Below are 15,037 nucleotides of genomic sequence, written 5' to 3'. Positions count from 1 at the left end.
GGCGTTTGCTCGGGTCAGAGATAAAAAACGGGGCCGATTTCCTGAATTGGAGAATCGGCCCCGTTCATTTATGGAGAAAGATAGTTTTTATCTCTTTTGGTTGGTGAGGACAAACCTCAGGGTTCCGGCATTGACCAGCTCGTCGTGCGAGATGAAACGGCCTTTGAGCTTCTTGCCGTCGACCTCAACGCGGTCTACGTAGATAGCGTCGGCCGAGGGGCGTTCACACTCGATGACCAGCGTCTCGTGCTTGTAGTAGCGCGGGTCGAGTTGCAGGGTGATGCGGTCGAACGTGGGTGCCGTGAGCGTGTAGCGGGGTATGCCCGGGCAGTCGGGGTAGAGCCCCATCATGCTGAACACGGCCCAGGCCGACATGGTGCCGGTATCGTCGTTGCCGGGGATACCGTCGGGCTGGTTCTTGAAATGTTTTTTCAAGAGCACGTTCACCAGCGAGTCGGTGCGCCACTCCTCTTCCTTGACCTGTGCAAAGAGGTAGGGGTAGGTGATGTCGGGCTCGTTGGCGGGGTCGTAGAGATTCTCGTCGAATACCTTGCGCAGCTTGGCGGCAAATTTCTTTTCGCCCCCCATGAGCCGTTTCAGCCCGTCGATGTCGTGCGGAATGTAGAAGGTGTAGTTCCAGGCATTCCCTTCGTGGAATCCCGGGGCGGGCTCGAAATTGATGCCCTGCATGGGATCGAAGGGGGAGTAGAACTTGCCGTCGGGCAGGAGGGGACGCAGGGTGCCGTACTCCTTGCAGTAGTAGTGCTTGTAGCCCAGCGAGCGGTTGGCAAAGCGTTTGGCGTCGTCCTTGTGCCCCAGGTCGGCGGCAAAGCGCGAGAGGGCAAAGTCGGCCAGGTAGTATTCGAGGGCGTGCGATACCGAGTTGTCAAACTGTTCGCGCAGGGGTACGTAGCCCAGCTTCATATAGTCGTCGTTGTCGGTGCGCAGGATATTCTCGCTGCCCGGGGCCGTGGCCGATTTCACCATGGCCCGATAGGCCGTCTCGGCATCGAATCCCTTCAAGCCGCGCAGCCAGGTGTCGGCCAGCATGATGATGGCCGGGTCGCCCGACATGGTGAGGGTCTCGTTGCCATAGAGTTCCCAGCGGGGCAGCCACCCCCATTCGTTGTACATGTCGATGAGCGACTGTGCCATGTCGAGCTGCATCTGCGGATAGACTAGCGTGAAGAAGGGGTGCACGTTGCGGAAGGTGTCCCACAGCGAGAAGACCGTGTAGCGGTTGTGCTTCGTGGTGAGTATCTGCTGGCTCTCCATGGCGGGATACTGCCCGTTGACGTCTTGCAGAATGTTGGGGTGAATGAGCATGTGGTAGAGCGCCGTGTAGAAGATGGTCTTCTGTTCGTCGCTACCCCCTTCGACCTCGACGCGCGACAAGATGTCGTTCCACTGCTGGCGAGCCTGGTGGGCCACCCGGTCAAACTGGAATCCCTGTTGCTCGTTGTCGAGATTCTGGCGGGCATTCTCGGTGCTCACGAACGACACGCCTATCTGCACCTGTATCTGCTCGCCCGGTTGGGTCTGGTAGGTGAAGTAGACCCCTATGTCGTCGCCCGACATCTCCTTGGCATAGCGTGAGTAGATTTTGTATTTTCCGTTGTCGGGATCCCATTCGGCCTCCACGCCGGTCATGGGACGCTGTTTTTTCCAGTAGCCCGACTGTATGGGCTTCTTGTCGACCCGTATCACGAAGTAGATGGGGAATACCCCCTGACGGTTGTAGTAGCAGAAGCCACCCAGCAGTTTGCTCCCTTCGTATTCGGTGTCGCTCACCTTGCGCACCGTGGCGCCGCTCTCGTTGGTGAGCCCCTCGCCCAGGTTCAGCAGCACGTGGCTCTCGCCTCCCTGGGTGTAGGTAAAGCGGGCAATCGAGCTGCGCAGGGTTGCACTCACCTCGGTATCGATGCCGTAGCGGGTGAGGTGGTTGGCATAGTAGCCGGGGTGAGCCTCCTCCAAGGTATATTCGCTGCCGTATTGCTTGTAGTCGACACACAACTCTCCGCTCGTGGGCATGAGCAGCAGCGACCCCAGGTCGGGGCAGCCCACGCCGCTCAGGTTCACGTGCGAGAAGCCGGTGAAGAAGCGGTTGTGATACTCATAGGGGGTAGACCACCAGCGGGCATCCTTGTCGTAGACGTTCAGGTCGGAGCCCATCACGTTGAAGGGAGTAACCGACATCAGTCCGTTGGGGCAGAGGGCTCCCGGGTTGGTGGTGCCGAAGTTGGTGGTGCCGATGAAGGGGTTGATATAAGCGACAGGCTCGCCTGCCCCTGCCGGGACCGACGAGACTGCCGTTAAGATACCCGCAATGATGAGATTGCGCAGGTTCATAATACAGAGTTGTTTTTGGTAAACTCGATGATTTCCGAAATGTAACCGAAGGCCATGCCCACTACCGTGTCGGCGGCTCCGTAATAGACGGCTACCCGGTCGTCCTCATGCAGGGCGGCGCAGGGGAATACCACGTTGGGCACATCGCCTTGCAGCTCGTAGGGAGCAGCCGGGGCGAGCAGGTAGGGACGCGTGCGGTAGAGTACCTTCGAGGGGTCGTCCTTGTCGAGCAGGGCGGCACCCATCGAGTAGCGGAAGCCGTTGCAGGTGGTGATAACGCCGTGGTAGAAGAGCAACCAGCCCTCGTCGGTGAGAATGGGGATAGGACCGGCTCCGATTTTGGTGCACTGCCAGGCGCTCTCGGGGAACGGGGTGGGCGAGAGCACGTGACGGTGTTCGCCCCAGAATTTCATATCGGGACTGTAACTGATGTAGATGTCGCCGAAGGGGGTGTGACCGCTGTCGCTGGGACGGCTCAGCAAGGCATACTTGCCGTTGATCTTCTGCGGGAAGAGCACGCCGTTGCGGTTGAAGGGCAGCAGGGCGTTCTCGCATTGGAAGAACTCCTTGAAGTCGAAGGTGTAGCCCACGCCGATGGTGGGGCCGTAGTAACCGTTGCACCAGGTAATCCAGTAGCGGTCTTCAATCCAGGTCACGCGCGGGTCGTACTTGTATTCCGACTCGATCATGTCGGTATTGCCCGGTTTGAACTTGATGGGTTCGTGTTCGATGTCCCAGTGGATACCGTCTTTGCTGAATCCGGCAAAGATGTTCATCTGCACGGCGCGGTTGTCGCAGCGGAACACCCCGGCAAAGCCGTCGCCGAAGGGTACTACGGCACTGTTGAAGATGCTGTTCGAGGTGGGGATATGGTAACGGTCGATTACCGGATTGTGCGAATAACGCCACATGACGTCGGTACAGCCTACCGGACGGTCTTCCCAGGGAATTGCTATTCTTTTGCTCATATTGTCTGTTTTTTGTGTGGATATTATTTGATTGGATAAATATCGGCATTTTCGTTGACACGGCCAGCGGTCGGGGAGCTATTTCTCGACCGCTTTTTTCGAGTCGTCGTAGGTGAAGGGGATAAAGTAGGTGATCAACAGCGACGGAATGGTGGCCAGGAGCACATAGATGAAGAATTTCTCATAGCCCAGCCAGTCGCTCACCAGTCCGCTCATCATGCCCGGCAGCATCACGCCCAGGTTCATGATACCCGAGGCGAAGGCGTAGTGCGACATCTGGTGCTTGCCCGGCGCAATCTGTTGCATCATGAAGAGGGTCAGACCCACGAAGCCGAATCCGTAGCCGAAATATTCGGTGATGATACCGGCCCCGATCAAGTAGATGTTCTCGGGTTGGCATACCGCCAGCAGCGTGTAGGCCACGAAGGGGAAGTTGAAGACGCAGCAGAGGGTGAACAGCGTGCGTTTCAGTCCCCGGCGCGACACGTAGATACCGGCCAGCAACGAGCCCAGCACGAAGGCGGCCGACCCGAATACCCCGTTCAGCGTGCCTATCTGGGTGAGTGTCAGCCCCAGTCCGCCAATCTCGCGCGAGGAGCGGAGGAAGAGCGGGGCAATCTTCATGATAAACCCTTCGGCAAAGCGGTAGAGTATGATGAAACAGATGTAGTAGATGATGTGCTTCTTGGTGAAGAAGTTCTTGATGACCTCCCACAATTCGAGCAGCACCTCGGCACTCGACCGTTTCTCCCGGTTGGGCACTTGGGTCGAGGGGAGCATGCGCGAGTGGTACAGTCCCAGTACCAGCAGCAGTGCCGAGATGATGATGAAGATAATCATCCAGGCCTCCTTGTAGGCCGGCATGTTCTCCTGAACGGAGGCTCCTTCGACGGCCCCGAAATGCTCGGCCAGCATACCGGCCACCGCCACCAGTCCACCGTTGGCTACCAGCTTGGCGATGTTGTAGAAGGCACCCTGCACCCCGATGTACTTGGCCTGGTCCTCGGGCGAGAGTTCGGCCATATACACACCGTCGCAGGCAATGTCGTGCGTGGCACCGCTCAGGGCGATGACCGCCATGGTCGAGATGCTGATGGCAAAGAAATAATCAAATTTCAGCGAGAAGGCCACCACGCCGAACAGGAGTCCGCTCAGCAGCTGGGTGACCACCACGAAGAATTTTTTGGTGCGGTACATCTCCAAAAACGGGCTCCAAAGAAATTTCAACGTCCAGGGTAGCATGATGACCGAGGTCCAGAATGCAATTTGGGTATCGGATATTCCCAAGTCCTTGAACATGAAGGTCGACACGAGGTTCACCGCAATGAAGGGAAGCCCCATGGCAAAATAGACCGAGGGGACCCATGCCAGAGGTTTGGGCGATTTTCTTGGATTGATATTCTCCATTCTGTCTTATTTAACTGAGTTAGAGGTTCAGGTCTGTGCGACCCTTGGTTCATCGGATAATGATTTCGTCGGTAAAGAGCCAGCCGCCTTCGATTCCGTTCGACAGGGCTTGGTAGCGCACATAGCGGGCTTTGGCATTGCCTTCCCAGCCGAAGGTCTTGAATTGAAGCGTCTCCACTTCGGGCGAGATGTCGTTGTCGACCGTTGCCAGCGTGGTGTACTCCTTCCCGTCGGTCGAGGCCGAGATGATAACCTGCTTGGGCAGCCACACATAGGGGCCTTTCAGTTGCAGAAATTCGGCATAGACCTGTTTGATGTCGGTAATGCTGTCGAGGTCGATGGTCACATCGATATCGCTGTTGAGGAATCCCTGCCAGCGGTCGTCGTTGTACATCCAGCCGCCCCGCACACCATCGACGAGTGCCTGGTCGCCTTCGCCCGCATACTGTTTGCTGTATGGGTAGAGGTGAGTGACACTCTTGTTCAGAGCCAGATTCTCCTCGGTGCGCATCGATTCGGGTTTGTCGCCTACCTCTTTATCGAGCGGGAAGGGGTTGTAGCCCTTCTCTTTCAGAAACTGCACGGCATGGAGTGCACGGGTGTGGAAACTCTTCCAATCCTTCCGTTCGGCCGGCGTCCAACCCACTTCGGCCAGAGCCAGAATGCGGGGATAAATCATGTATTCGGTGTGTTCGGGAGTAGTCATGTATTCGGTCCACACGTTGCCTTGCAAGCCCTGAATAAGAGCCGCCTCCTCGGTGGTGAGTGAGTCGGGTACCGGCTCGAACGAATAGGCCTTTTCGAGGGTGAGGTATCCGCCTATGGCCATCGGTTGGGTGCTGGGGGCATCTTGATAAGCGTCGAGGTAGCAGTATTTGCCGGGTGTCATGATGGCGGGATTACCGGCCTTGACGGCATGGATAGCACCCTCTTCGCCGCGCCACGACATCACCGTGGCACCGGGGGTGAGCCCCCCTTCGATAATTTCGTCCCAGCCGATAATCTTACGGCCGTGCTCGTTGAGGAAGCGTTCGATGCGGTGTATCATGTAGCTTTGCAACTCCTCGACCGAAGCCAGGTGCTCGTCGGCCATGCGCTTCTGGCAGCGGGGACACTTGCGCCAGCCGTTCTTCGAAGCCTCGTCGCCACCGATGTGGATATACTCCGAGGGGAAGAGATCGATTACTTCGAGCAATACGTTTTCGAGGAACTCGAATGTCTTCTCGGTGCCGATGCAGTAGTCGGCATCGACGTAGGGTTTGCCCGAGCAGGAGAGCTCGGGGTAGGTGGCCAGCACCTCTTCGGAGTGACCCGGCATCTCGATTTCGGGAATGATGGTAATGTGACGCTCGGCGGCATAGGCTACCACCTCGCGAATATCGTCCTGCGTGTAGTATCCGCCCACGGCGCGCGGGTCGTTCTGGTCGCAGAAGGTGCGTCCGCCCGTCCACCAGTCGTTCAGTTTCTCGAAGGGACGCCAGGCGGCAAACGAGGTGAGGCGCGGGTATTTCTTGATTTCGATACGCCAGCCGGCACCGTCGGTGAGGTGCCAGTGGAAGCGGTTCATCTTGAAGTAGGCCAGGGCATCGAGCTGTTTCTTCACAAACTCCTTGTCGGCGAAATGGCGCGACACATCGAGGTGCATGCCCCGGTAGGGAAACCGGGGAGCGTCGTCGATGGTGACGGCAGGCAGAGTCTTGCCGTCGCCGTTGTTGAGCAGTTGCAGCAGGGTCTGTATGCCGTAGAAGAGTCCCGCCTCGGTACTGGCCGAGAGGGTCACTCCCTTTTTCCCGATTTCGAGGCGGTAGCCTTCGGCTTCGGGTACGACGGTGCTGTCGCAGAGGTTCAGACTGATGCCGTTATTTCCCGTTGCTTCGTCGGCAAAGGGTACCGAGCCGAGCAAGGTCCCTTCGAGGCAGCGGGCAAGAGCCTCCTTGCCCTCGGTGGGGAGCTGGGTGTAGAACTTGGTCTCGGGCGAGAGGGTGAAGGCTCCCCGGTGGTATTCGACCGAACGGGGCATGGGTATGAGGTCTACCTCGGCCTTTTGGGGGGTGCTGCAACTGATTCCGCCCAGCAGCAGGAGCCCCGCAAAAAGTGTGATGAGGAATCTATGGTGTTTTGTCATGTGTGTACTGTGAATTGATTAGTTGATGGAAATTTCGTCGACAAAGAGCCAGCCTTTCTCACCGCGGGCTCCGTGCCAGTCGGGTATCTTGTCGGTCGTATTGACCACTACCCGTATCTTGGAAGCGGGTACCGAGGGGAACTCGCAGGTATATTCGCGCACACCGTCGGCATCTTGTTTGGGAGCTACCGGTATGTCGAGTTTGCCGATTTCGGTCATGGGGTTTTCACCGTCGGCTGCATAGACCGTAATCTTCGTGGGGGGGAAGATATACTCGGAATATTGCACGAGCGAACCCACCTTGACGCGGCTCACCTCTTGGGTTTCGCCCAGGTCGATGGTGGCATCGAGCGGTGTGTCGATAAAGCCCAGCCAGCAGCCGTTGCTGTAATTGAAATCGCCATGTATGCCGTCGGTCAGTACCGATGCGCCGCCGAATGTGTATTTCGGGCTAGGAGCATCTTTGAGTTCAGCCAGGTGCCCGGTCGCTTTGTTGAATGAGAAGGGACGTACCAGCGTGCGGGTCTTGACCTGGTCGCGCACAACGATGGCTTTCAAGGTGCAGGTATCGGTGTCGGTGCTGATCTCTATCGGCTCCGTGTAGCGGGTGCTGGCCGTGGTGGGTTCGGTACCGTCGAGGGTGTAGTAGATGGGAGCGTCGCCCTGCGTGCGCAAGGTGGCTACAATACAACCCTTGCTCTCGTCGACCATATATTCGCCCTCTACCTCGAAGAGGTGTTTGGCGTAGTTGAGCCCCATGGCGTTGTAGATTTCAAGTATGTGACCGATGTGGTTGAGGAAACGGTTGTAGTCCTTGTTTTCCAGTTGATCCCACTGTACTTCGCTCAATGCGGCGATACGGGGCATGATCATGTATTCGAGTTGCTCGTTGGTAGGCATGTATTCGGTCCATACGTTGGCCTGCGTGCCCAAAATGTGTTTGGCCTCCTCTTCGGTAAGCTCGTCGGGCACGGGATTGAATTTGTAGACCAGATCTACCGGGTTGTAGCCGCCGATGGCGAGGGGTTCGCTCTGGGTGTCGCGCGACTGGTAGTAGTCGAAATAGAGGGGACTGGTGGGGGTCATGATTACGTCGTGTCCCTGTTTGGCAGCTTCGACACCGTTGCTGACACCGCGCCACGACATGACGGTGGCATGGGTCGAGAGGCCGCCCTCCATAATCTCGTCCCAGCCGATCATTTCACGACCGTGGTCGTTGAGGAATTTCTCCACCCGCTCGGTCACATAACCTTGCAGATAGTGCTCGGCCGTGCCGTGTTCGTCGTCTTTAAGACCCAGAGCCTTGATGCGGGCCTGGCAGGCGGGGCACTTCTCCCAACGCAGTTTGGGGCACTCGTCACCCCCGATGTGAATGTATTTCGAGGGGAATATATCCATCACTTCAAGCAGAACGTTTTCGATGAAGTCGAAGGTCTTGTCCTTACCGGCGCAGAGCACATCGTCGCGGATACCCCATTGGCCCGAAACCTCATACGGGCCGCCGGTGCAACCCAACTCGGGGTAGGAGGCCAGAGCAGCCATCATGTGACCCGGCAGGTCAATCTCGGGGATAATTGTGATACCCAGGTCGGCAGCATATTTCACTATGTCGCGCAGTTCGTCCTGAGTGTAGAATCCGCCGTAGGGGGTGTTGTCGTAGTTGTCCCACTCTTTGGCAATCATCGTTTTGCTGCGCATGCTGCCCACCTCGGTGAGGCGGGGATATTTCTTGATTTCGATGCGCCAGCCCTGGTCGTCGGTGAGGTGCCAGTGCAGCGTGTTGAGCTTGTGCACGGCCATGACGTTGAGAATGCGTTTCACTTCGGCAATCGAGAAGAAGTGACGGGCTACGTCGAGGTGCAGGCCGCGGTAGCCGAATCGCGGAGCATCGTCGATGGTGGCACAAGGTACCGACCAGTTGGCATCGGTCACCAGTGTATCGCCGTAGACGGCGGCTGGGAGCAGCTGTTTGACGGTTTGCAGGGCAAAGCGTACGCCGTTGGGGGTAGCTGCGGCTATCTCGATGTTGTTTTTACCGATGTGCAGGTTGTAAGCCTCGTCGGCCAACTCGGGATTGAGTTTTACGACGATGCCGTTCTTGCCCTCTTTCTCGGCCCATTTCAGTTCCAGGCCACTGGTTTTTTGAAGCTGACCGGCAAATTGTTTCAGCACGCCGGTTATTTCGTCGCCGCATTCGGGCGAAACAAAGATTTGCGTATGGTTGTCGAATGCAAATCTACCCGGCATCTGCTCGATGTGGTTGGGGTAGGGAATGAGGTCATAGCGGTTTTCCTCGCTTTGGCAAGAGATTAAGGCTAGGACCGTGGCCAAAAGGGCCAGATAACGGTTGAGCTTTTTCATGAGATGTATTTATTATGTGTTTTGTTTGAATGTACAGTGTGTTTATGGTTTTACCGGGGTGTTACCCATGTCGACCACGATGCGGCCTCCCTTCATGATGTCACTGTGCATGAAGAACGGCGATTCGAGCAGGATATTGTCGAGACGTATGCTTTGAATGTATTTGTTGGTGCGCGAATTGTTGTTGGCAACAATCTCGAACTTCTTGCCGTTCGACAGGTTGATGGTCACCTTGTCGAAGATGGGGCGTCCCACCGAGTAGATGGGTGAGCCGGGGCATACCTGGTAGAAGCCCATGGCGTTGAGTACATACCAGGCCGACATCTGTCCGCAGTCTTCGTTGCCCGAGAGCCCGTTGGGATCGGCAAAATATTGGTTGAAGAGTATCGAGTCGATAATCTGTTGCGTTTTCCACGACTGGTTCACATAGTTGTAGAGGTGGGCAATGTGGTGGCTGGGTTCGTTGCCGTGGGCATACTGCCCGATGAGGCCCGAGATGTCGGACGAAACCAGGTCGCCCTCGATTTTCGAGTCGGCCACAAAGAGCGAGTCGAGCCGGTCGACAAATTGTTCCTGTCCGCCCATCAAGTCAATGAGTCCGTCAATGTCGTGAGGAACAAACCAGGTCCATTGCCAGGCCGTGCCTTCGCAATAGTCGTCGTTGCGGTGGTTCGATGCATACGGGTTAAAGGGTGTGTTCCATTTGCCGTTGAGCTTTTTGCCCCGCATGAATTTTGTGTTGGGGTCGTAGTAGTTGGTATAGGCTTGTGACAGAGCTTTGTATCTCTCATAGGTGGCCGTATCGCCGATGGCTTTGGCCAGCGTGGAGATACACCAGTCGTTGTAGGCATATTCCAGACCCTTGGCCACCGATTCGTTCTCTTTTTCGTGAGGAATATAACCGATTTCGTTTTTATAGTATTTCGAGATGGGCACCAGTGCATTGACCATGCGGCTCGATGCAATGATGTCGGTCGTGTCGTAGACCGAACTTCTCACACAGGCTTCGAGCAGCTCCCGACCGTCGATTTTGTTGAATCCCTTCATGTAGGCATCGACAATGACCGGCACGGCATGGTAGCCGATCATGGTAGCGGTGTAGTTGCCGGCCAGCTCCCACATGGGCAGGATACCGCCCTCGTGGTATTTCTCCATGAGCGACATGATGAGTTTGTCGTTCAACTCGGGTTGCGTGATGGTCAGCAGCGGGTGGAGAGCCCGGAAGGTGTCCCACAACGAGTAGACGGTATAAATCTCTTTCCCGGGTTTGGTCTGGTGAATCATCTGGTCGAGTCCGCGGTAACGGCCGTCGGCATCGGAGAAGAGGCTGGGGTGAATGGCCGTGTGGTAGAGAGCCGTGTAGAAGATTTGCTTCTGGGTCTCGTTATCGGTTTCGACCTCGATGGTTCCCAGGTAATCGTTCCACTTGTTTTTAGCCTGCAAGGCAACGCTGTCGAAATCCCAGTGGGGAATCTCGGTCTCGACGTTGCGACGGGCTCCGTCCATGTCGACGGCCGATATGCCCACCTTCACGAGTACCTCTTCGTTTTGAGTCGTGGCAAATTGGAGCAACGCTTTTTTTTGTTCCAGTTTATAGGGCTTGCCGTTGCGGGTGATGTCGATCACGGTGTCGACAATGTGGCAGGTAAACGGTTTGGAGAATTTCATGTAAAAGCCCACGCATTGGTTGTCGGCCCACCCCCGGGTGCGTTTCCACCCGGCAATCTCGGTGTCGCTCAGGGGTTTGAGCTTCATGTCGAGATTCTCTTGCCCTTGCAGGCTGTAATCCAGGTCGACGATGAAGCCGGCCTCCTGGCTCTCGGGAAAGTGATAGCGGTGTATGGCGGCCCGTTCGGTCGCCGTCAGCTCGGCTTTCACCTGGTAGCGGTCGAGCATAACCGAGTAGTATCCCGGGGTTGCCGTCTCGTTGTTGTGCGAGAAGGGTGAGGCATAGGCCGTCTGTTGGCTGTCGGGACCCATGTAGCGGTACTCCTGTTTTCCTACGGTAGGCATCAGCAAGATGTCGCCATAGTCGCCGCACCCCGTGCCGCTCAGGTGGGTATGCGAGAACCCGTTGATGGAGTTGTCGGAATAGTGGTACCCCGAGCAGGCGTCCCACTCGTAGATGCGGGTGTCGGGGCTCGGTTGTATCATTCCGTGCGGAACCACCGCACCGGGAAAAGTGTGTCCGTGACCGCCCGTCCCGATGAACGGATTCACAAAATCGGAATATTGTAACTGGGTTTCCGATGAGTGGGAACAGCCCGAAAATAGAAGCAGTCCCAGTCCCAGCCAAAGCGTTGCTCGTTTCATCTCTTTTGTTTATAAGTGTATACTCTTTCTTGTTCTTGTCGTTATCTGTATCGGTTCATTTGATTATTCGTTACCACACGATTTTGTGAATCGAGACCTCCTGTGCATCGTCGGTTACTCGCACGATGAGTACCCGGGGCATGTTGCTGCCGAGAGTCATCTCAACCTGGGTGCTGTGGGGGGTAGCCTGTGCTACCGTGCGGCCGAACAGATCGTACAGCGCAAGGTTCGTGATGGGGCTGCCGGCCTGTACATACAGCTGGTTGTCGTGTGTATAGAGTTTTATGCCTGAGGTTCCAATCTCCTCGATGCTGGTAGACGTTTCGTCTTTCTCGACATAAGGCGTGCCACAGGGCAGGATTTCGTACAAATCAGGAATATTCTCTGCGTTCCATTCGATTTTGACTGCGGTAACCAGTTTCATCTCGTGGGTGTCGAGTATGGTGCAGGGGGAGTCGAGATGACCCATTTCAAGCCATTCGGTACCGTCATTAACATAGATTTTGGGAAGTTCGTACCGGCTGTCGAACGTGGTGTTGTGGAAAATCTCGATCGACTCGATGTTGAGGTTTTCGATAAAATGATGTTCGATATAACCGGCAGTGACAGCCTGATAGCCGGTCGTGAGGTCCTTGTCGGAGAGGGTGGCTATCTGGACTCCGTTCTGGTCGGTTGTCTGGGTATCTTTCGAGGCTATCTCCGATTTGAATTCGGCTACTTGCAGCCAGTATCCGCCGGTGACGTTGCGAATGATAAACCGCACATAGCGGGCCGAGAGCCCGTCGGCATTGCAGGTGAACGAACGGTTCGCGTCGAGATAGTCGCTATTAAACTCGGCTATCTGGGTCCATTCGGTGTTATTGTTCGATACCTCAATAGCGGCTGTACCTGAAATCTGGTCGTTATCGGTAAAGGTAATGGTAATCTCGTATTGAGGCTGCGAGGTGGGGTAGGTGAGCAGGATATAGTCTCCCTCGGTCTGCGAAGTACTGCTCCAGAAATAGGAGTTGGGGTTGCCGTCGATTACCCGTTCGATGGCATAGTTCTGATATTGCGACATGTTGGTCGATACCGTGGGGGTACTGCTGATCGTAGAGAAGAGGCAGGTACCGGTCAACTGGTTGCTACCGGCGGTAACCATAGTGTTCGAGGTGTTTTTAATCCGTACATAAGCCGCCTTTTGTTGTTCAACGGGCAGTTGCACGGTAGTCCACTGTTTACCATTCTCCGAGATCTCGACCGCGATACCCGTATTGAAATCGGTAGCGGGAAGGGTAATTTTTTCGAGGTTGCCGAAGTAGATACCTATGTATTGGTCGGGATCGAGTTCTGTGGAGTTCAGTCCGCTCAATGTGAAGCTCGATTCCTCGATGGTCAGTTCTACCCCTTGCAGGTTGTCGATATTGGTGATGACTTGCGGGTTATCCTTTTCGGGCCACTCTCCCGGTACTTTGTTCCCTACCTTCTCGATGAGGAAATCGGTGAAGGGGCGCAAATAGCTGTCGCCCGGGGTGACTTCGTAGAGTTTTTCGTAAGTGGAGGTTCCATAGTCTTCGAGGGCACTTACCAGGTAGGTCGAGTCGGAGTGCATACCGGTGTAGAGTGTTTTCAACCGCATGTATTTTTCCCACCCTTCGGCTCGCGACATGTTGTTACCCTGCTCGAGCATGTCGAGGGCGTCGAGTGCGATGGTCGAAAGTGTTTTGAGTTTGGCATTCCAGCAGCGAATGTCTTCGTACATCAACCGGTAATCCCGTTCGGCACTCCCTTTCAGGCTTTCAATATAGATGCAAGCCTGGTTGAGTTTCTCCAACTCGGTGTGCAACTGAGCGGCCTCTTTGGGGAAGGTCTCCCCGCCAAAATTTGCCTTGAACCCTTCGTAGAGGGCAATCATGTCGTCGTCTTCGACCAGCGCGTCGGAGAAGCGGGCAAAGCATTTAAAGGCTTCGGCCGTTTGCGTATCGCCGTGCCGGGCAAGGCGGGCGAATACATCGTCCCAGTTCTGGTGTACATCGAAGGCGACGGGATTCCAGCTGTAATCGGCTGCACCGAAGAGGGCCACTTTCGAGGCCTGGGCCTGGTTCATGGGGTTCAGGATAAGGCCGTTGAGCGTGTTGATGGCTCCCGGCGATTCGATGGTCCAGTGGGTGGTGAGTTCGCGCATGTAGATGCGTTCGTCGTGGTCGTCGTTCACGGGGTTGTTCCACCACATGACGGGGTTGCGGCCCACGCGGCCGGCCATGTCGTCGATCGACGAGGGGCGTATGTTGGAGAAGCAGTCATACCCGGTGAAGGCGATGACCACCTCGCTGTCGATACTGTTCAGACTGGATAATGTATAAGAGCCGGGGTAATTCAGTGCATAGGCCGTAGGGACGAAGAAGAGAGGGGCGATTTCGTCGTCGGGATTGTCGGTCGTGTAACGTTCGCGTATTCTCTTTTGCGTTTCGTCGGCCAGGTGTGCCTGCATGTCGCCCGAGGGGGTGTAGCTCATGTCGTCGATGAATACGCCGAAGCCACGTACTCCCAGACTGTACAGGTGGTCAAATTTGGTCATGAGGGCGTCGATACCCTGGTCCATGGCTGTTATGTTGGAGAAACTGATGGGCTGTTGCAACCCGGGGTGAGCAGCCCAGATGAAATCGACGTGGCAGGCTTTGGCTGCGGCAGTCATCTGTTTCAGGTCGTCTTGGGTTATCATGCCGAAGAAGCGCTCCTGTTCGGTGAGCGAGGTGGGGTAGTCGTCGCGCCAGTTGCCCAGGTGGTAGGGGTCCGATTTGGGACCGTAGACGAATACGTTCATCTTGAACCGTTTGCAGAATTCAAAAAGGCTGATGCGATTTTCAACCGAGTAGGGGTGGCCGTAGAAACCCTCTACGATTCCCCGATATTGTGTGTGGGCATAGTCTTCAAAAGTAATTTGACGGACCGTGTTTCCGTCGGCTTGCTCGAAAATTTGTTCGAGGGTGGCAAAGGCATAATATTCCGAACCTTTGTCGTTGCCCAAAATGACGATGTCGCCATGCGGGTGCAGATTGTTGATTTGAAGCAGATAGGGGTCGAACTTGTTGTCGCCCGGTTCAAAAACGGTAAGGGGCAGATTGTTGTCGGCGGCATATCGAGCGGCAACCCCTTCGGATCCGCTGGTGCCTATATACAGGTTGGTTACGGTTTGCGATGCTTCGTCGACATAATTGATCGTGTATCCTGCATTTTCCAGTACCTCTTTCATGCGGTTGCGGCTCACTTCGCCGATGGTGCTTTCGCAGATGACGTTAATCGTCTTGGAGAGTTCGACCGAGCCATCTCCTTCTACGACTTTTTGAGGGGTAGGGTATATGGTATAAGTTTGGGCTTGGCTATAAAAAAATAGTCCCGACAGGCAGTATAAAGTAAATAGCGTAAATAGTTTTCTCATCGCTAAAAGTTATTATAAAGGCGTTTTTTCAGTGGAGGAGCGTTTTTCTGTGGCTTTGATATCGTGTGGTTTTGTTTTTCATGTTTGAAGTAGAAT

General features: G+C 55.5%; 7 protein-coding genes. All 7 read right to left on the bottom strand.

Features of this window, described 5'->3' with window-relative positions; translation table 11 throughout:
• Nucleotides 1-87 precede the first annotated feature (87 nt).
• Nucleotides 88-2,349, bottom strand: a complete 2,262-nt coding sequence (locus BARVI_RS04155; protein ID WP_157232530.1) for a GH92 family glycosyl hydrolase — start codon at nt 2,347-2,349, stop codon at nt 88-90.
• Nucleotides 2,346-3,317 (bottom strand): glycoside hydrolase family 130 protein, encoded by a 972-nt coding sequence (locus BARVI_RS04150; RefSeq protein ID WP_025278016.1) that lies wholly within the window; start codon nt 3,315-3,317, stop codon nt 2,346-2,348. The genes BARVI_RS04155 and BARVI_RS04150 overlap by 4 nt, the downstream gene beginning before the upstream one ends.
• Before the next feature lie 78 nt (nt 3,318-3,395).
• Entirely contained in the window at nt 3,396-4,724 is a 1,329-nt protein-coding gene (locus BARVI_RS04145; protein ID WP_025278015.1) for an MFS transporter, read from the bottom strand.
• A 49-nt stretch (nt 4,725-4,773) separates the two neighbouring features.
• Nucleotides 4,774-6,849 carry a glycoside hydrolase family 20 protein gene (locus tag BARVI_RS04140; RefSeq protein ID WP_025278014.1) on the bottom strand — a complete coding sequence of 692 codons (2,076 nt, stop codon included), beginning with the start codon at nt 6,847-6,849 and terminating at the stop codon, nt 4,774-4,776.
• 18 nt (nt 6,850-6,867) lie between these two features.
• Nucleotides 6,868-9,210 (bottom strand): beta-N-acetylhexosaminidase, encoded by a 2,343-nt coding sequence (locus BARVI_RS04135; protein WP_025278013.1) that lies wholly within the window; start codon nt 9,208-9,210, stop codon nt 6,868-6,870.
• A 42-nt stretch (nt 9,211-9,252) separates the two neighbouring features.
• Complete coding sequence (locus BARVI_RS04130; RefSeq protein ID WP_025278012.1) at nt 9,253-11,523, bottom strand: GH92 family glycosyl hydrolase; 2,271 nt, start codon at nt 11,521-11,523, stop codon at nt 9,253-9,255.
• Between the two features lie 70 nt (nt 11,524-11,593).
• Nucleotides 11,594-14,941: a beta-N-acetylglucosaminidase domain-containing protein gene (locus BARVI_RS04125; RefSeq protein ID WP_025278011.1), complete on the bottom strand. Its 3,348-nt coding sequence runs from the start codon at nt 14,939-14,941 to the stop codon at nt 11,594-11,596.
• Between the last annotated feature and the right edge of the window lie 96 nt (nt 14,942-15,037).

This window comes from Barnesiella viscericola DSM 18177, from assembly GCF_000512915.1.
Lineage (GTDB): Bacteria > Bacteroidota > Bacteroidia > Bacteroidales > Barnesiellaceae > Barnesiella > Barnesiella viscericola.
The sequence above is the reverse complement of the archived record's forward strand: the minus strand, read 5'-3'. Positions and strand labels throughout refer to the sequence as shown.

What these genes read in the sequence shown, in the direction of transcription:
- BARVI_RS04155 (WP_157232530.1), bottom strand. Translation starts at nt 2,349, where the DNA reads ATGAACCTGCGCAATCTCATCATTGCGGGTATCTTAACGGCAGTCTCG.
- BARVI_RS04150 (WP_025278016.1), bottom strand. Translation starts at nt 3,317, where the DNA reads ATGAGCAAAAGAATAGCAATTCCCTGGGAAGACCGTCCGGTAGGCTGT.
- BARVI_RS04145 (WP_025278015.1), bottom strand. Translation starts at nt 4,724, where the DNA reads ATGGAGAATATCAATCCAAGAAAATCGCCCAAACCTCTGGCATGGGTC.
- BARVI_RS04140 (WP_025278014.1), bottom strand. Translation starts at nt 6,849, where the DNA reads ATGACAAAACACCATAGATTCCTCATCACACTTTTTGCGGGGCTCCTG.
- BARVI_RS04135 (WP_025278013.1), bottom strand. Translation starts at nt 9,210, where the DNA reads ATGAAAAAGCTCAACCGTTATCTGGCCCTTTTGGCCACGGTCCTAGCC.
- BARVI_RS04130 (WP_025278012.1), bottom strand. Translation starts at nt 11,523, where the DNA reads ATGAAACGAGCAACGCTTTGGCTGGGACTGGGACTGCTTCTATTTTCG.
- BARVI_RS04125 (WP_025278011.1), bottom strand. Translation starts at nt 14,941, where the DNA reads ATGAGAAAACTATTTACGCTATTTACTTTATACTGCCTGTCGGGACTA.